The 14,973-nt window shown below is 67.3% G+C and carries 19 protein-coding genes, 2 pseudogenes and 1 riboswitch; of the genes and pseudogenes, 3 read left to right on the forward strand and 18 right to left on the reverse strand.

Annotated elements, in window-relative coordinates:
* The first annotated feature begins 3 nt into the window (after nucleotides 1–3).
* Entirely contained in the window at nucleotides 4–789 is a 786-nt protein-coding gene (locus tag GI374_RS14645) for a polyprenyl synthetase family protein (RefSeq protein ID WP_229583338.1), read from the forward strand.
* Between the two features lie 7 nt (nucleotides 790–796).
* Here GI374_RS14645 and GI374_RS14650 read toward each other — a convergent pair whose 3' ends face one another.
* The 15 genes and pseudogenes from GI374_RS14650 to GI374_RS19855 all read right to left on the reverse strand — a co-directional run.
* The gene (locus GI374_RS14650) at nucleotides 797–1,708 is read right to left on the reverse strand and encodes a phytoene/squalene synthase family protein (RefSeq protein ID WP_154337808.1); all 912 of its coding nucleotides are present in this window, start codon (nucleotides 1,706–1,708) and stop codon (nucleotides 797–799) included.
* The gene (locus GI374_RS14655; protein WP_154337809.1) at nucleotides 1,705–3,186 is read right to left on the reverse strand and encodes a phytoene desaturase; all 1,482 of its coding nucleotides are present in this window, start codon (nucleotides 3,184–3,186) and stop codon (nucleotides 1,705–1,707) included. The genes GI374_RS14650 and GI374_RS14655 overlap by 4 nt, the downstream gene beginning before the upstream one ends.
* Nucleotides 3,183–4,340, reverse strand: a complete 1,158-nt coding sequence (crtY, locus tag GI374_RS14660; protein ID WP_154337810.1) for a lycopene beta-cyclase CrtY — start codon at nucleotides 4,338–4,340, stop codon at nucleotides 3,183–3,185. Before crtY ends, GI374_RS14655 begins: the two co-directional genes overlap by 4 nt.
* Nucleotides 4,337–5,545 carry a glycosyltransferase gene (locus GI374_RS14665; protein ID WP_195759942.1) on the reverse strand — a complete coding sequence of 403 codons (1,209 nt, stop codon included), beginning with the start codon at nucleotides 5,543–5,545 and terminating at the stop codon, nucleotides 4,337–4,339. The genes crtY and GI374_RS14665 overlap by 4 nt, the downstream gene beginning before the upstream one ends.
* Before the next feature lie 10 nt (nucleotides 5,546–5,555).
* Nucleotides 5,556–6,083: a sterol desaturase family protein gene (locus GI374_RS14670; RefSeq protein WP_154337812.1), complete on the reverse strand. Its 528-nt coding sequence runs from the start codon at nucleotides 6,081–6,083 to the stop codon at nucleotides 5,556–5,558.
* On the reverse strand, nucleotides 6,080–6,796 hold the full coding sequence (locus GI374_RS14675) for a fatty acid desaturase (protein WP_154337813.1): 717 nt from the start codon (nucleotides 6,794–6,796) through the stop codon (nucleotides 6,080–6,082). The genes GI374_RS14670 and GI374_RS14675 overlap by 4 nt, the downstream gene beginning before the upstream one ends.
* 94 nt (nucleotides 6,797–6,890) lie before the next feature.
* A complete protein-coding gene (gene fni / locus GI374_RS14680; RefSeq protein WP_154337814.1) occupies nucleotides 6,891–7,913 on the reverse strand; it encodes a type 2 isopentenyl-diphosphate Delta-isomerase in 1,023 nt (340 codons plus the stop codon).
* A 19-nt stretch (nucleotides 7,914–7,932) separates the two neighbouring features.
* A complete protein-coding gene (locus tag GI374_RS14685) occupies nucleotides 7,933–8,337 on the reverse strand; it encodes a TetR/AcrR family transcriptional regulator C-terminal domain-containing protein (RefSeq protein ID WP_154337815.1) in 405 nt (134 codons plus the stop codon).
* Between the two features lie 70 nt (nucleotides 8,338–8,407).
* Nucleotides 8,408–8,758, reverse strand: a complete 351-nt coding sequence (gene tnpB, locus GI374_RS14690) for an IS66 family insertion sequence element accessory protein TnpB (RefSeq protein ID WP_154337816.1) — start codon at nucleotides 8,756–8,758, stop codon at nucleotides 8,408–8,410.
* A complete protein-coding gene (locus GI374_RS14695; RefSeq protein WP_154337817.1) occupies nucleotides 8,755–9,054 on the reverse strand; it encodes a transposase in 300 nt (99 codons plus the stop codon). The genes tnpB and GI374_RS14695 overlap by 4 nt, the downstream gene beginning before the upstream one ends.
* 67 nt (nucleotides 9,055–9,121) lie before the next feature.
* Nucleotides 9,122–9,829, reverse strand: coding sequence for an IS6 family transposase (locus GI374_RS14700; protein WP_154337818.1), 708 nt, complete (start codon nucleotides 9,827–9,829; stop codon nucleotides 9,122–9,124).
* A 167-nt stretch (nucleotides 9,830–9,996) separates the two neighbouring features.
* Nucleotides 9,997–10,116, reverse strand: a pseudogene (locus GI374_RS19330) (transporter); the annotation flags it as partial.
* A 20-nt stretch (nucleotides 10,117–10,136) separates the two neighbouring features.
* Entirely contained in the window at nucleotides 10,137–10,514 is a 378-nt protein-coding gene (gene crcB / locus GI374_RS14710; RefSeq protein ID WP_154337820.1) for a fluoride efflux transporter CrcB, read from the reverse strand.
* Nucleotides 10,515–10,587: 73 nt separating this feature from the next.
* Nucleotides 10,588–10,649: riboswitch (Fluoride riboswitch) on the reverse strand.
* A gap of 56 nt (nucleotides 10,650–10,705) precedes the next feature.
* A complete protein-coding gene (locus GI374_RS14715) occupies nucleotides 10,706–10,924 on the reverse strand; it encodes a hypothetical protein (RefSeq protein WP_154337853.1) in 219 nt (72 codons plus the stop codon).
* A gap of 117 nt (nucleotides 10,925–11,041) precedes the next feature.
* A pseudogene (locus tag GI374_RS19855) lies at nucleotides 11,042–11,371 on the reverse strand (DNA methylase); the annotation flags it as partial.
* Here GI374_RS19855 and GI374_RS19335 point away from each other — a divergent pair.
* Nucleotides 11,330–11,923 (forward strand): hypothetical protein, encoded by a 594-nt coding sequence (locus GI374_RS19335; RefSeq protein ID WP_229583341.1) that lies wholly within the window; start codon nucleotides 11,330–11,332, stop codon nucleotides 11,921–11,923. The pseudogene GI374_RS19855 and the gene GI374_RS19335 overlap by 42 nt on opposite strands.
* A 110-nt stretch (nucleotides 11,924–12,033) precedes the next feature.
* Here GI374_RS19335 and GI374_RS14730 read toward each other — a convergent pair whose 3' ends face one another.
* Nucleotides 12,034–12,243 (reverse strand): hypothetical protein, encoded by a 210-nt coding sequence (locus tag GI374_RS14730; protein ID WP_154337822.1) that lies wholly within the window; start codon nucleotides 12,241–12,243, stop codon nucleotides 12,034–12,036.
* A 17-nt stretch (nucleotides 12,244–12,260) separates the two neighbouring features.
* A complete protein-coding gene (locus GI374_RS14735; RefSeq protein ID WP_154337823.1) occupies nucleotides 12,261–13,061 on the reverse strand; it encodes a hypothetical protein in 801 nt (266 codons plus the stop codon).
* Nucleotides 13,062–13,735: 674 nt separating this feature from the next.
* Here GI374_RS14735 and GI374_RS14740 point away from each other — a divergent pair.
* Entirely contained in the window at nucleotides 13,736–14,326 is a 591-nt protein-coding gene (locus tag GI374_RS14740; RefSeq protein WP_154337824.1) for a hypothetical protein, read from the forward strand.
* A 161-nt stretch (nucleotides 14,327–14,487) separates the two neighbouring features.
* Here the strand turns inward: GI374_RS14740 and GI374_RS14745 are convergent, their stop codons facing one another.
* A complete protein-coding gene (locus tag GI374_RS14745; RefSeq protein ID WP_154337825.1) occupies nucleotides 14,488–14,961 on the reverse strand; it encodes a hypothetical protein in 474 nt (157 codons plus the stop codon).
* Nucleotides 14,962–14,973 lie beyond the last annotated feature (12 nt).

The following is a 14,973-nucleotide window of genomic DNA, read 5'->3' on the forward strand; positions in this document are numbered from 1 at the left end:
GCGATGTGCCACGCGGCACTGGCGCCGGGCAAGAGGTTCCGTGCCCTGGTGCTGCTGATCGCGGGCGAGGCGACGGGCGGCGTCGGCCCGGCGCTGATCGATGCCGCCTGCGCGGTCGAGTTGGTTCACACGGCCTCGCTCGTGTTCGACGACCTGCCGTGCATGGACGACGCCCGGAGGCGCCGCGGACGCCCGGCCACGCATCTGGTCCACGGCGAATGCCGCGCGATCCTCGCCGGGATCGCCCTTGTGACCGAGGCGATGCTGCTTCTCGCCACGGCGCGGGGGACCGATGCGGAAACGCGCGCGCGCCTCGTCGCGATCCTGGCCGAAGCGGTCGGGCCGCGTGGACTGAGTGCGGGGCAGGATCTGGACGTCAATGCGCCGAAAGATGTGGCCGCGGTCGAGCGCGAGCAGGATCTCAAGACCGGCGCGCTCTTCGCCGCGGGCTTCCGGATGTTCGGCGTGATCCAGCGCCTCGACACGCCCGAGGTCGACATGCTGGTCAAACTCGGCAAGACGCTGGGGCGGGCGTTCCAGTCCTATGACGACCTGATGGATGTCCGGGGCGACGCCTTCGCCCTCGGCAAGGACACCGGGCGCGATCATCTGGCGCGTGACGGTGGCCGCGGGGTCCTCGCGGTGCGGAGCCTGCCGCAGGCCGAGGCGCATTACGCCGGTCTTCGGGCGGAACTCGATTTGCTGCTCGATGGCTGCGGCTTCAACACGTTGCCGCTCTCCGCGCATATCGCAGAGGTGCTGCCGGTCCGCGCGGATTGTGCTGCCTGAGGACGGCTCAGGCCCGCGGGCGAGTCCACAAGCCGTCGCGTGATGCTGTTGGCGGGGCGATGCGCGACGCGGCGGCATCGCCCAGTCCCCGCAGCGCCAGTCCCGTCTTGGCGAGACCGGAGGTGCTGATCCGCCGCCGGTAGGCCTCCGGTCCGCCGTGCCGGATCCGCGTGCCGATCGCGCGGTAGATCCGGGCCGCCGCCGCAATCGACCAGGCGCAGCGCGGCGGCAGCGCGGGAAGCCCGGCGAAGGCCGAGGCGTAGTAGGGCTCGGCGGCATCGAGGAGGCGCAGGATGACCGCATGCAGCGCCGGCGAGGGGATCTCGCCGCAGATCTCGGCTCCCGCCGCGTCAAGCCACTCGCGCGGATGATAGACGCGTCCGATCCGGGCGTCTTCGACCACGTCGCGAGCGATGTTGGTCAACTGGAACGCCAGCCCGAGGTCGCAGGCGCGGTCCAGCACCTCAGGGTCGCGGACTCCCATGACCCGCGCCATCATCACGCCGACCACGCCCGCGACGTGGTAGGCGTAGTCGAGCGTGTCATTCAGCGTGCGGTAGTCCCGCCCCGCCACGTCCATCGCGAAGCCGTCGATCAGGTCCATCGGCCAGCGCTCGGGGAAGTCGTGCCGCCGGGCCACGGCGCGCAGCGCGGCAAAGGGGGGACTGAGAGGGCCGCTGCCGTGGAGCGCGACGAGGGTCTCGGCCTTCAGCCGCGCGAGCCGCGCCGCGGGGTCTCCCATCGCCTCCGGCGAGCCGCCGAGGGTCTGCCCGTCCACCACGTCGTCGGCGTGGCGGCACCAGGCGTAGAGCATCACCGTGTCCTCGCGGATGCCCGGAGGCATCAGCCGCGCCGCCGCTGCGAAGCTCTGCGAGCCCGCGGCGATGGCGGCCTGCAATTCGGCGACCGGCGCGCTCATGCCGCGCCCGCGTCGGCCAGCATCACGCCGGCGGTCGCCTTGGCCGAGCCGACAACGCCGGGGATACCGGCGCCCGGATGGGTGCCGGCACCCACGATGTAGAAGTTGCGGATCGCCCGGTCGCGGTTATGGGGGCGAAACCAGGCCGATTGCGTCAGGATCGGCTCGACCGAGAAGGCGCTGCCGTGATGAGCGTTCAGTTCCGAGGCGAAATCGGCGGGCGAGAAGATGCGCTTGACCCGCAGGTTGGCGCGAAGGCCGGGGATCAGCCGTTCCTCGAGGCTGGAGAGGATGCGGTCGGCATAGGCCTCGCCCTCGGCCGCCCAGTCGACAGCGGCACGGCCGAGATGGGGGACCGGCGCGAGGACGTAGTGCGTAGACATGCCCGGCGGCGCGAGGCTCGGGTCGGTGACGCTGGGCGAGTGCAGGTAGAGCGAGAAATCCTTGGCCAGCGTGGCGCCGCGGAAGATCTCGTTGAGCAGTTCGCGGTAGCGGGGGCCGAAGAGGACGGTGTGATGCGCCAAGCCCTCAGGCGGCTTTGACAGGCCAAAATGCACCACGAAGAGCGACATCGACCACCGCTGCCGGCCCAGCAGCGCGGCCTTGGTCCGCCCGCGCCGGGTGCCGCCCAGCAGGTCGCGGTAGCTGTGCATCACATCGGCATTGCTGGCGACCATGTCGGCGTCGATCCGGGTTCCGTCTGCCAGAGTGACGCCCACCGCGCGCGGGCCCTCCACCTCGACCCGTGCCACCCGTGCGTTCAAGAGCAGCACCCCGCCCAGCCGCTCGAACAGCGCCACCATGCCGGAGACGAGCGCGTTCGTCCCGCCCTGCGCGAACCAGACCCCGCCGCGCCGTTCGAGCGCGTGGATCAGCGCGTAGATCGAGCTGGTCGAGAACGGATTGCCGCCCACGAGCAGCGTGTGGAACGAGAAGGCCTGCCGCAGGTGCGGGTCCTTGATGAACCGCGCGACTATGCCGTGGACCGAGCGATAGGCCTCCAGCTTCACCAGTGCCGGCGCGGCCCGCAGCATCTGGCCGAGCTTCAAGAACGGCACCGTACCGAGGCGCAGGTAGCCCTCCTCGTAGACGCGCTCGGCATAGTCGTGGAAGCGGCGGTAGCCGTCGAGGTCGGCCGGGTTGAAGGCGGCGATCTCGCGCTCGAGGGCGGCCGCGTCGTTGGTGTAGTCGAAGCGCCTCCCGTCGGACCAGAGCAGCCGGTAGAAGGGGCTGACCGGCAGCAGCGTCACGTCCTGCTCCATCACCTGTCCCGAGAGCGACCAGAGTTCGCGCAGCGCGTCCGGGTCGGTGATGACCGTCGGCCCGGCGTCGAAGACATGGCCCTGCTCACGCCAGACATAGGCGCGGCCGCCGGGCTTGTCGCGGCCTTCGAGCAGCGTGGTGGCGATGCCGGCCGACTGCAGGCGGATGGCGAGCGCGAGGCCGCCGAAGCCCGCGCCGATGACGATGGCCCTCATGACGCCGCCGCCAGCAGCGGCCTTTCGCGCAGGCAGGGAAGCGCGTCGCGGATCGGGATGGGCGGCTTGCCGGTGACGATCCGCAAGCGGTCGAGGCGGGTGAGGCGGCCGGCGTAGAAGCGCTCGATCAGCGGCTCGGGCAGGCGGTAGAAGCGGGAGAGCACGCGGTGCCGGTCCTCGGGCGCGCAGCCGCGGAAGAGCATCCGGTTGAGCAGGCGCAGGAAGCGGTCGTCACGCGCACGGGAGAGCGCGTGGGCGCGGACTGCGGCGAACACCGCGTCGGTGGTCAGACGCGTGGCGGGCACGCAATCCGCCACCTGCGCCGCGACCGGCAGGGAGTAGCCGGTGACCGGGTGGAACAGCCCGGCGCGCAGGCCGAACGGGACGGCGCCGCTCTCCGCCTCGGACCAGAAGGACGCCGCATCGTGGGCGAGCGCGATCGGCAGCACCCCGCGCTCGCGCCGCACCTCGCGCCCGCGCCAGCCGTGGGCTTCGGCATAGCCGCCGACCGACACGGCGATGGCCTCCTCGTCCAGCGCCGCGCCGTCGCTGTAGCGGGTGTCCTCGATCAGCAGCCGCGTGGGCGAGAACGGCAGCAGATAGACGAAGCGGTAGCCGTCCTGCTGCGTGACGGTGGCGTCCATGATGACGGGCCGGGCGACCCCGTGCGGCGCGTCCATCTCGAACTCGATGCCGACGAACTTCTGGAAGCCGGTCACCAGATGCCGGGAGGGCATCGCCCCGCGCCCGTCGATCACGCAGGCGGCCTCGATCCGCTCGCCATTGCCGACCGTCACCCCGGAGCCGTCCAGTGCCGCAATCTCCGCACCCCAGCGAAGCGTCACGCCCGGCGTCGCCGCAAGGAGCAACGAGAGGCCCTCTCCACCGACCGACGCGTATCCGGCGCGCAGAACGCGGGCGTGGTCGGGGAACCGCACCTCCTGCCCCTGCCATCGGCAGCGGATCGCCGGGGCGAGCCGGCGGTGCCAGTCGGGCGAGATGTCGGGATCGTGGAACGACCAGGTATGCGCGTTCGACGGCCCCGTGGCCCTGTCGAGCATCAGGATGCGCGTGCCCGGCCGCGCCTCGGCGACGGCGATGGCGATCAGAGCATTGGCGAGGCCCGCGCCGGCGAGGATCAGGTCGGGCCTCATGCGGCGAGCCTGCGGGGAAGCCGGGCCTCGACCAGATCGGCGGCGCGGGTGACACCGCCCGCCGCGGCGATCTCGGCAGCCGGGACGGCGAGAGCCGCGCGATACGAGGGATCGGACAGCACCGCGGCCAGCCCCTCGCGAATCGCGGCGCGGCTGGCGCGGCGGCGGGGCAGGACGCGCGCCGCGCCGTGGAAGGCGAGACGCGCGGCGGTCCCGGGCTGCTCGAAGGCCAGCGGGATCGCCACCATCGGCACCTGCGCGGCGGCGCAGTCCAGCACCGTGTTCAGCCCCGCATGGGTCACGCAGGCCGCGGCGTGCGCCAGCACCGCGCGCTGCGGAAAGAAGTCGCGCACCGTCGGCGCACCGGGCAGGCCCCCCGCCTCGGCCTCCGTCAGGCCGCCGCCATGCGCGAGCGCCAGGACGACGCCGAGATCTGCAGCCGCCTCGGCCATGGCGGCGAACAGCGCGCGGCGGCCGCCCTGCAGCGTGCCGAGCGAGGCGAAGACCAGCGGCCCACGCCCGGTCTCCGCCTCGAACGCGCCGGCCTCCTCCGTGCGGAGAGGGCCAACCGCCCGTGCGCCCGGCCCCGAGGCATGCGGGAAGTCGAGCGAGGGCACGAACTGGCGCAGGTCGAGCGCCTCCGAGATCCACTCGTGGATGTGCCGCCGCATCGGCAGGCGGTGGGCGCGGCAGCCCTCGGCCAGCGCCCGCGATTGCAGCGTCATCAGCGCGTCCGCCACCCGCCAGCCGCCGCGGTTGCGCTTGCGGCCGGCCTCGCCCTCCAGGAAGGGCCAGTTCACGAAGGGCGGCGGGATCGCCTCGTCGCGGTCCAGCGGCAGGGCCGAGGCGAGCGTGATCCGGGGAACGCCCGCCGCCTCGGCCGCGAGGCTGGCGCCCGGCTCGGCCTGGTCGGCCACGACGAGATCCGAGGCAAGCCGGCCGAGCGCCTCCGGCCCCCGTCGCACGAAGCCGCGCGTTGCCGCGGCGGTGGCGAGCAGCGTGCGGACAAGGCCCGCGCCGCGCAGATCGGCCTCGCGTGTGCCGAGGCCCTCGAAGCGCAGGCCCTCCCGCGCGGCCAGGGCCCGCAGCCCCTCAGCCCCCACCATGCGGCAGTCGTGGCCGCGCGCGGCGAGGGTGCGGGCGAGCGCGCCGTGGACCGCCGCGTGGCTGGGCAGGGCCGGCAGGCAGAACGCGATCAGGGCCATCCGCCCCGGCTCAATTCTGGCCCCGATCGGCGGGCCACGCATCCCGGTGTTGCGGCTGGCGGCCGGCCAGCGCGCCCGAGGCCTTCAGCCGCGCCTTCAGATCCTCGACCGGCGGGGCATAGACGAAGCCGAAGGACACGCAGTCGTCGCGCCCCTCGACCGCGTGATGCAGCCGGTGCGCCTGATAGAGCCGGCGGAAATAGCCGCGCCGCGGCACATGGCGGAACGGACAGCGCTGATGCACCAGCCCGTCATGGACGATGAAATAGATCACCCCATAGACGCTCATCCCCACGGCGACCCACCACAGCCAGGGCCACCAGCGGCCGCCGAGCAGGAACAGCAGGATCGCGAGCGCGGCAAAAACGACGGCGTAGAGGTCGTTCTTCTCGAACGGGCCGTGGCGCTCCTCGTGATGCGACTTGTGCCAGCCCCAGCCCAGCGGGCCATGCATGATCCAGCGATGGACCGAATAGGCCATGCCCTCCATCGCTGCCACGGTGAGCGCGACGATCAGGACCGGCCCCAGCAAGCTCATGCCTTGCCCCGCGGCCGGGTCGCGGGCAGGCGCCACCACGGCACCGAGGGACGCAGGTGGTGTTCGTGGTGGTAGCCGCCGAAGTGAAAGCAGGTCAGCAGCGACACCGGATCGCTGACGCGGGTGGAGCGCGCGTTGTGGCGGTCGGGAAAGGCGTCGGCGCCGTGCCGGTGCGGCAGCCAGGTGCCGAAGACGAACAACTGCACCGATGCGAGGATCGAGGGCACCGACCAGAACGCGACATAGGGCCAGCGCGGCCCCAGCAGAAGCGCATAGAGGATCACGGTTCCGCCGAGCACCCAGAACTCACGCCAGCCGAAGTAGGTCCGGACGAAAGACGCGTACCAGCGCACCGGGCCACCATGGCCAAAATCGGGATCGTCGTCGGTGCCGGCGTGGCGGTGATGGGCCATGTGCTTGACGATCAGCTTGCGCCAGGAAAACCCCGCATAGAGCATCAGCGCCAGCGAGCCGATGGCGGCGTTGACGTGCGGATGACCGGGCGCGACCGCCCCGTGCATCGCGTCGTGGGCGATGATGAACAACATCACCGACAGCCAGGTCAGCCCGATCAGGCACAGCCCCGCGAGCATCGGGTGGGCCACGGCATCCAGATGCCAAACGGCGAAGACGTGCAAGGCCAGCCATGCGCAGAGTGCCGTCCCGGCGAGGGCGACGCTGATGACGAGGGATCGTCGCACCGCGTCGCGCAAGCCCTGTCCCCCAACTTCGTGTAACGCCTGTGACAGACTATATCACGACGCGACCCCTTTCCAGTCTCCGCAGCGCCGCGGCGGGTATGGCCGCTCACTCGGCGAGGGCGGCCCGGCGCAGCGCGGCGAGGTCGCGCGAGCCGGTGCAGAACATGGCGATCCGCAGCTGCTCAATCGCTTCGGAAAGATGGGCGGCAAGCGCCGCCGCGCCCTCGCGTGCGGCAGGCAGCGCAGCGGCGGCCTGGCCGGCCAGATCCGCGCCGAGCCGCAGGGCGCGCGCCACGTCGAGGCCGTGCCGGATCCCGCCGGAGGCGATCAGCACCGTCCCCGGCCGCATCAGCGGCGCCACGGCGGTCAGTGCCTCGGCGGTGGGGATGCCCCAGTCGAAGAACGGCGTGGCGATGCGGCGCAGCCGGTCGTCGCCGCGCTCGGCCTCGACCCGCGCCCAGCTCGTGCCGCCGACACCGGCGACGTCGAGGATCGTCACGCCCGCATCCAGCAGCCGCCGCGCGACCGGTGCTGACAGCCCCGCCCCGACCTCCTTCACCCCCAGCGGCACCGGTAGCGCGCGGGCCAGCGCCTCGATGCGGGTCAGCAGGTCCGAGAAGTCGCGGTCGCCGCCGGGTTGGATCGCCTCCTGCAGCGGGTTCAGATGCAGCATCAGCGCGTCAGCCTCCAGCATCTCGACCGCGCGCCGCGCCTCGTCCGGCCCCATGCCTAGCCGCAGCTGGACGGCGCCGAGATTGCCTAGGATCGGCACCGCGGGGGCCTGCGCCCGCAACTCGCGCCCGAGCCCGCCGGCACCCCGCCCCTCCAGCGCGATGCGCTGCGATCCGACCGCGAGACCGAGTCCGAGCGCGCCGCAGGCCTCGGCGATGGCGAGGTTGATCGCCGCCGCCTCCGGCGTCCCGCCGGTCATTGCCGAGACCATCAGCGGGGCCGAGAGGCGGCGCCCGAGGAACGTCGTTTGCATGTCGATCGTGTCGAAGGACAGCTCCGGCAGCGCATTGTGCAGGAAGCGGACCGCGTCGAAGCCGCCGTCCCGGGTGCTTTGGACGCCGCATCCGGCGCCGACGATGGCCAGATGGCCGGATTTGCGCGCCTTGATGTCGTCCATGATCCCTCGCCGGCTCGGCTCAGTCCGCGCGGTAGGCGCGCAGGAAACCCTCGACCACATGCTCGAGAAAGGCGTCACGGTCGAGCGGGTAGTCGCGCGCGCCGCCGAGCTGGTCTTGGTGCAGGGCGCCGAGCAGCAGCGGCGAGGCCAGGGCCAGCGCAGCCATCCGCGTGTCGGCGGGCCGCATCTGCCCGCGCGCGACATGGGTGTCGAGACGCTCGGTGAGCGCAATGACGAAGGGCTCGAACATCCGTTCAATGAAGACGGGGCCGAGCAGGTCGTTCCGCATCCCCTCGACCACGCCCATCGCCAGCGCAGCTCTCCAGGCGCCTTGTGCCTCCTGCGCATCCGTAAGTGCCGCCTCGGTCTCGGCGAGCCGGGCCCGAAGACGGGCGTTCTCTTCGGCAAGGGCAGCTTCGGTCATGGTCCGATCAGGGCACAGGGTGGCGCCGGTGACCACGCCCGATCGCGCCTGTGAGTCAATCCGCCGCAGGTCAGCCCGCGAGCTCTGGACGCCGGGTCGCTTCCGGCCGGACCAGCCGCCAGTCGATCCCCTCAAACAGGGCGGAGAACTGCGCCGGCGACATCCGCATGACGCCGTCCTGCACCTGCGGCCACACGAAGCCGCCGCCCTCCAGACGCTTGTGCACCAGCACCATCCCGGTCCCGTCCCAGATCAGGACCTTGATCCGGTCGGCCCGCTTGGCGCGGAACACGAAGACCGAGCCGCAAAAGGGATCCAGCCCCATCATCTCCTGGACGGCCAGGGCGAGGCCATCCATGCCCTTGAAGTCCACCGGCCGGGTCGCCACGTAGACCCGAAGCTGCCCGTGCGCGGCGATCATCGCGCCGCCGCCCGCACCGCTCGGATGACCTGCGACAATCGGGCTTCGTCGACATCCGCGCCGATGCGGATGCTGACCCCGTCGACCACCAGCTCGATCCTGCCCGCCGACTTGTGCCCGGGAGCGGTGATCCCGGGGGGAGGCGCCTCCACCACCAGCGCGGCGAACGGCGCTTCACTAATCGCCAAGGCCGGGACCGCCAGCTTCCCGGAGCCCAGCTTCCGGCGCCAGTCGTAGACCTGCCAGCGCGTCACGCCATGACGCCGCGCGACATCCACCACCTTCGCCCCGGGCATCATGCTCTCCGGGGTGTGCTGTCAAACTATTGCAAACTAGTTTCAATGTTCGCAGTCGGGCGAGCTTTCAGGCCGCGCCGAGCTGGCGCCACTCGGCGAGAGCGGCGGTTCGGTTCCTTTTGAAATGGTGCCGACGGGAGAGGCTGCGATCCTGGTTGAAGTGGTTTGAGACGGAGGAGTGGACGGCGGCGAAGAGCTGAAGCGTCTTCATCCGTCGAAAGCGGAGCATGGCCCGTTCTCGTCGCCGGAACGGCAAGTGCGAGTTCTCGGCGCGATTGTTCGCATGCCAAGCCGAGTGCTGCCGGGCGCCCGCGCCGAGCTCCCGAAGCGCCGCACCGTAGGAGCGCAGCCGATCGATGACGATCCGTTCCGGCCGGCCGTATCTGCGCATCAGTTTCCTGAGGAATTTCAGTGCCGCCTTGCGATCCCGGGTCTTCGTAACCACGGATTCCAACACCTCACCTTCGTGGTCGACGGCGCGCCAGAGGTAGTGCTGGACGCCATTGATCTTCACGAAGACCTCGTCGAGGTGCCACTTCCATTGCGGGCCCGATCGCGTGGCCGAGGCCCGCTTTCGGCGGATCTCGGCGGCGAAGAGCGGACCGAACCTGTGCCACCAGAAGCGTACAGTTTCGTGGCTGACATCGATGCCGCGCTCGTGGAGCAGGTCCTCGACGTTGCGCAGCGAGAGCGGGAACCGGACGTAGAGCATCACGGCCAGCCGGATGATCTCGGGCGACGTCTTGAAGTACCGGAAGGGCGAGCGCTGGGTCATGCGGAGGAAGGTAGGTGCCCCCTCCCCTGCCCCGCAAGCCGGTTTCCTTGACAGCGCCTTGCGGATCAAGCCGGACGCAGATCCACGGTCCAGACCAGCCGCTCACAGTCGCGGAGGGGCTCGCCCTGGATGAGGAAAGCCTCGCCGTCGATCTCGATCCGGTCGCCGGTGCGGATGAAGGTGGCGAAATCGGAGCCGACATTCTCCACGCCGACCTTGGCGAAAACCGCCGTCAACGCTGCAAACGTCGCCGAGGCGAGCGGCCAGAACTGCCATGACTGGAACATCGCGTTCATCGGGAGCCTCCTCAGCTCAGCGCACGGACGAGATGCAGTCCGGCAAACAGACCGCCAATCGCAAGTACGAAGGACGCAGCTACGTAGAGGGCAGCCGCCCATAACTGCCCGCGCTCATAGAGCAGCGCCACATCGAGCGAAAATGCCGAGAAGGTCGTGAAGCCGCCGAGCAGACCGGTCGTGAGAAATGAGCGCCAGCTCTGTCCAGGATCTGCCTTGAGCGCGAACCAACCAATCAGCAGGCCCATGATAAACGAACCCGCGACATTGACGACGAGTGTGCCTAATGGAAATCCGGCGCCTGCCACCTTCAGAGCGGCAACATTGACGCCGTGCCGCAAAGCTCCGCCGATGCCGGCTCCAAGAAATACGATGAGATAGAAAGTCATCGATGACCCCGCTTGTTGTTTCAGCAGGGCGCCAGACGGGACGATCAGGATATAGCTCCTACCGCGCCGAAAGCGCCCGGTAGGAGTCATCAGCCTTGCGGCGGTTATCGGGGGAACCCCATCCCCATCAAAGATGCACGTTAGCAGCGCATCCGCGCTCTGTCACTGCGTAAGCAGCGCGCCGCGCAGGATCAGCTACCCATTCCCAGGTTCTTGCTGACTCGGGCCGCCTCGAACAGCCGTCGCAGCGCGAAGCTTCGGACGATGGAAACGCCGGTGAAGACCAGCCCCAGCTGCAGGTTTTGCGCGAGCGTCGTGTGCAGACCGAAAATCGGGAAGATCAGGATCTGCGTGATGACCGCGATGCCGTAGCCGACGATCACGTTGGCGATCGATTCAACCAGCGACATGAGCCCGTCGCCGTCGAGGATCGCGTCCTTGCCGGTATCGGCATGCCAGCGCCCCACGGCGACATCGACATAGGCCGGGCTGATCTCCATCGCGAAGACGCGGCGACCATTGGCTTCACCCGCCATGATCTGCGAACCGGAGCCCGAGAACGGTTCATAGCAAAGCCCACCCCGCGCCACATGCTGGCGCATCGGGATCCCGAAAGCGTCGAGCGGTTTCGGCGTGGGGTGGTCGGGCCGGTCGTCCTTGGCGAAGCTGGGCAGCGCCCACGTCGATGCGAGGATTTCCTCCGCCACCTTCGGCGGGCGGTTCGAGCGGCGCCAGCCCATGAAGCAGGGCTCGTGCTTCCAGAGGTAGTGCGACCGGGTCAGAACCCCGCGGTCCTTCACCCAGATGATCTGCTGATGGACGAAGGCCCCGGCCTTTTCCCAACAGGCTTCCAGCATCGCCTGGCGGCGCGAGGCGTGCCAGCGATACCAAGCCGCATCCTCGGTGATCGCCTCGGCGACGGCGGCACCGATGAAGCCGTCGTAGAGTTCCTCAGCCCCGCCTGCATAACCTTCGAAAATAACGAAAAAATCCGGCCGCAGCCAGATCGGGAGAACGCTTTCGCAAGGACAGGTGGCGGAGGGGATGGGCCTGAAAGACAACCTTCTCTGAAAGCGAGATTCTCATTTTTACTCAGTTATTTTCTTTATGCGCGCCGTCGTCCCTTTGTCGGATCATCTCTCCGCGCCCGGCTGCCAAAATTCCTAAGTTGCCGGCTTCCGCCCGGGTTAGGCTGTGGATCTCCAGATAGCGGCTTATCGCACACGCTGGACAGGCATAAGCGTTGGAAACATCTTCAGCTGTCTCATTTTTTGGCTTCATCATTCCGTGCGGGATTGCAGTCAATCTGCAAGCTAGCATCACTGTCGATTGTTTCTCCGGCTTCATCCATGAAGGTCAATCTGGCAATTGAAATTACGCCATCGGATTCTTCTACCACGAAAGGCTGAGAAACATGCTGACCCGCCTGCAACTGCTGCCCAGAGGTCTGGAAGGGCCGATCAACGCCAAGCTGCAGGCCCAATTCGTTCCCCAGTGACGACAGGCTGAAATAAAATGGCTAGCCATCCGGTGTCGTGCCGGGTCCGCTGACCTCTACATCGAGGGTTCCGTCTTCGATATAGATGGCGCACTGCCTTGGCGTGAGTTCATAGCTCTCAACGGCCGTATCAAGAAAGCCCCGGGCAGTTGGCTCGGCCGTTGCCACGGTTTGCGCAGAAGCGAAGGAGAGGGGCAAAAGAAAGAAAACCCCGGCAAGCGTCAGCTTCATGAATCTCTCTTTACAGTTCACGGGTAGGACCAACCATCATGTTCAACCTTGAAGATGCGCAGTGGCGTGCCGGGCTTCGTCGTATCTGCGCGCAGATAGTAAGTGGCGCGCTGCGGCTGACCAAAATTGGCGAAGTCCACATGTATGGTAATCATTCCACGCAACATCGGGTGATCGGCATCGGGCTGGGGTTCGCCGATGCTCCCGTCGAAATCCTGCGCGCCGTAAAGCGGGTGGGCACCGAGCTCGCCCGATGCAAGCAGGGCCACAATGTCGTCGGCAAAGTACTGATGCGCCAACGACGGATCAAAGGGGCTAGGATAATTGCCGTTTTCTGATTGGAACTGGCGTTCATAGACCTCACGAACCAGATCCTGCGCTTTCGCGACCGGATCGATGTTGGCGTCAGCCGCATACGGTTCCGCCATGGTCGGGGTTTGAGTAATCGCCTCGGCACCGTCAGGCGTAATATAGCGCTGCGCCACCCACCCGGCCTTGCTTAACGAAGTGTCGCGCATCAGGCACCAGCGCGGCGGCAGTGCGTCTACCTGCGCCTGTGTCATCGCCGAATAATGCTGGGCGTTATAGAACGGGACGCAGGTAATCTGTTGCATGCCGCGTTCGTCATGGGCAAAGGTTTCAACCACCGGATAATTGGTCCCTGGCCCCATGCGCCCGTTCAGCACATCGTTTGCGGCAACGCCGGTGACGCGCCAAGCATCAGGACCATGCCCGTCGATCTCGGCCTGGGCAGAGGTGGCGGCCACAAGCGCGCCAACCGCCACGGCACCGAGGCGCGCCATTCGCAATTGTTTCATCATGAACTCCTATTGGGAGGAAGCGGGCGATCGATCACCGCATTCGTCATCGGCGTCATGCAGTGCGGATTGAGCAGCGTTGGGCTAGCCTAGACAGGAAACCTAACTGTGTCTATACTGCATCCCAGAACTGACTGTAAGGACTGTGTTTTCCGGCGCAGCTTGGGGTTTCTGGCGCTGGTCGGTCCAAGATCGATGTCGTCAAGCGAGTTTGCGTGTCATACTTTTCGCCAAATCCGTCTTCATCCCGGGTGCCATGCTGGTCGGCGTGTCAGCCTGCAACACACCAGAAAATGGTGCCGAACGCTCGCATCGCGGGGCGGAGTGAATGGCTGAAATTCTTCTGCTATCAGCCATAAAATGTAACAAAACATCGCAATGAAGAACGCCCGGGCGGTTAAATGGAGTGCATCATGGTAGGCCCGACGATCCAATGAACACCAAAGGTCGAGCCAATATCAGTGCCGCATGCGGTCGCAGAAGGCACCGATATCTGCAAGTCTGAGCGCGATTCATAGATCCAGTCCTGCGCGAACCGCGCCTATCGGATAAGGTGTGGCAACGTCAAACGCGAAGCCTGAGCGCCTCACCAGTAAAGAAAGAGCCGATTTGGATAATGGTATTATTTTGTTTCAGGAGACTAATGATAGCGTCGCATCAAGGGGGCATCCTTTATGACAGAATATTGGCCGAAAACCTACCTTGCTCTGGCCATGGCAAGCGGGGTCTTCTGCGCCGGACCAGTTCACGCGGAACCTGCGGCTTTTTGCGGAAGCGGCGGTGCGCGTGACTGGGCTCAGGTTCGCCAGGCCCTGGTTGGCGATTGGCAGGTTATCCATCAGTCCGGCTTTGCCAGAGCTGGGGGCATGACGATGCCATTTAGCGCGGATGACAAGGTCGAAATCATGACATTGTCAGTCAACGAGGATCGATTGATTGGCAACCATCCAGGCATGCAGAACCCTCTGATATTCCACCATGCAGAGGAGGGACGCTGGAATGTCGATCGGGGCGATCCTTACAAGCCGGATCCGGTCATGACACCCGATGAGGTTGGCGTGATGTATGGCTGTGATCAGATGGAGATGCCGCGGCTGATTGGCACCTCGAGCGCGGTGATTGAAGGTATGAAAATGAACTTCACTTATCGGGTCCTGGCGGTTGATCGGACCACGCTTTATGGCGTGATGGAAGTGACTGGCACAGCTCGCGGCCACGAATTCTTGGCACGACGAACCGTATGGCTGCGGGCGGCGGGCAACTGATATTGAGTATCAGGGCGCAACGACGGTCGTACAGTCCCGGGTGAACGGCGCTGGCAAGGTCTTAGGCGTCTGATTTCACGGGTGGATGGTGCGATCCCCTTGCAGGAACGGAGAGCGGCCGGCCGGGTGTAGAGCCCCGCCGGCAGTGATGGATCCCGGCTTCATGCCAGCGGCTCCCAGCCCGAATGCTCGAAGTGCTCACCATAAGCATTGAGCGCGTGGACGATTTTCACGGCTCCATCCTGAGCCTCGCCGGATTCCAGCTCCGAAATGCCTTCGAGGACTTGCCCGAGCACCAGATGGAACTGCTCGTCGACCTCGGGGGCGAGCACGCAGGTGCCGACCATGAAATCGACCTGCGCCTGAACCCCGGCCGCAATCTCCTTCGCGGCGTCGGCGGCCAGCGTGCCGTCATGGATCGTGTCCAGGTTCGCCGCCATCGTGGCGCGGATCGCGTCCATACCCTTGTGCATGTTCTCGTCGCCCTGCCATCTGGCCCCTTCGTTCAGGGTGAGTTCGATGGTTGCGGCACCATTCCCGTGGTCATGGGTCTGGGCTGCGGCGGGTCCGGAGACGGTCCCCAGGGCGAGGGCCACGGACAGGGCGAGGGTGGCGAGCGACTTGCGATATTGCATGGCTTGTCTCCT

The organism is Paracoccus sp. S-4012 (assembly GCF_009674885.1).
Lineage (GTDB): Bacteria > Pseudomonadota > Alphaproteobacteria > Rhodobacterales > Rhodobacteraceae > Paracoccus.

What these genes read in the sequence shown, in the direction of transcription:
- GI374_RS19335 (WP_229583341.1), top strand. Translation starts at nt 11,330, where the DNA reads ATGGACGAAGGCCCCGGCCTTTTCCCAACAGGCTTCCAGCATCGCCTG.
- GI374_RS14695 (WP_154337817.1), bottom strand. Translation starts at nt 9,054, where the DNA reads ATGCCCGGGGCGAAGGTGGTGGATGTCGCGCGGCGTCATGGCGTGACG.
- GI374_RS14665 (WP_195759942.1), bottom strand. Translation starts at nt 5,545, where the DNA reads ATGGCCCTGATCGCGTTCTGCCTGCCGGCCCTGCCCAGCCACGCGGCG.
- crtY (WP_154337810.1), bottom strand. Translation starts at nt 4,340, where the DNA reads ATGAGGCCCGACCTGATCCTCGCCGGCGCGGGCCTCGCCAATGCTCTG.
- GI374_RS14730 (WP_154337822.1), bottom strand. Translation starts at nt 12,243, where the DNA reads ATGAAGCTGACGCTTGCCGGGGTTTTCTTTCTTTTGCCCCTCTCCTTC.
- GI374_RS14740 (WP_154337824.1), top strand. Translation starts at nt 13,736, where the DNA reads ATGACAGAATATTGGCCGAAAACCTACCTTGCTCTGGCCATGGCAAGC.
- crcB (WP_154337820.1), bottom strand. Translation starts at nt 10,514, where the DNA reads ATGACTTTCTATCTCATCGTATTTCTTGGAGCCGGCATCGGCGGAGCT.
- GI374_RS14650 (WP_154337808.1), bottom strand. Translation starts at nt 1,708, where the DNA reads ATGAGCGCGCCGGTCGCCGAATTGCAGGCCGCCATCGCCGCGGGCTCG.
- tnpB (WP_154337816.1), bottom strand. Translation starts at nt 8,758, where the DNA reads ATGATCGCCGCGCACGGGCAGCTTCGGGTCTACGTGGCGACCCGGCCG.
- GI374_RS14655 (WP_154337809.1), bottom strand. Translation starts at nt 3,186, where the DNA reads ATGAGGGCCATCGTCATCGGCGCGGGCTTCGGCGGCCTCGCGCTCGCC.
- GI374_RS14745 (WP_154337825.1), bottom strand. Translation starts at nt 14,961, where the DNA reads ATGCAATATCGCAAGTCGCTCGCCACCCTCGCCCTGTCCGTGGCCCTC.
- GI374_RS14685 (WP_154337815.1), bottom strand. Translation starts at nt 8,337, where the DNA reads ATGACCGAAGCTGCCCTTGCCGAAGAGAACGCCCGTCTTCGGGCCCGG.
- GI374_RS14670 (WP_154337812.1), bottom strand. Translation starts at nt 6,083, where the DNA reads ATGAGCTTGCTGGGGCCGGTCCTGATCGTCGCGCTCACCGTGGCAGCG.
- GI374_RS14735 (WP_154337823.1), bottom strand. Translation starts at nt 13,061, where the DNA reads ATGAAACAATTGCGAATGGCGCGCCTCGGTGCCGTGGCGGTTGGCGCG.
- GI374_RS14700 (WP_154337818.1), bottom strand. Translation starts at nt 9,829, where the DNA reads ATGACCCAGCGCTCGCCCTTCCGGTACTTCAAGACGTCGCCCGAGATC.
- fni (WP_154337814.1), bottom strand. Translation starts at nt 7,913, where the DNA reads ATGGACGACATCAAGGCGCGCAAATCCGGCCATCTGGCCATCGTCGGC.
- GI374_RS14645 (WP_229583338.1), top strand. Translation starts at nt 4, where the DNA reads ATGTGCCACGCGGCACTGGCGCCGGGCAAGAGGTTCCGTGCCCTGGTG.
- GI374_RS14715 (WP_154337853.1), bottom strand. Translation starts at nt 10,924, where the DNA reads ATGTCGCTGGTTGAATCGATCGCCAACGTGATCGTCGGCTACGGCATC.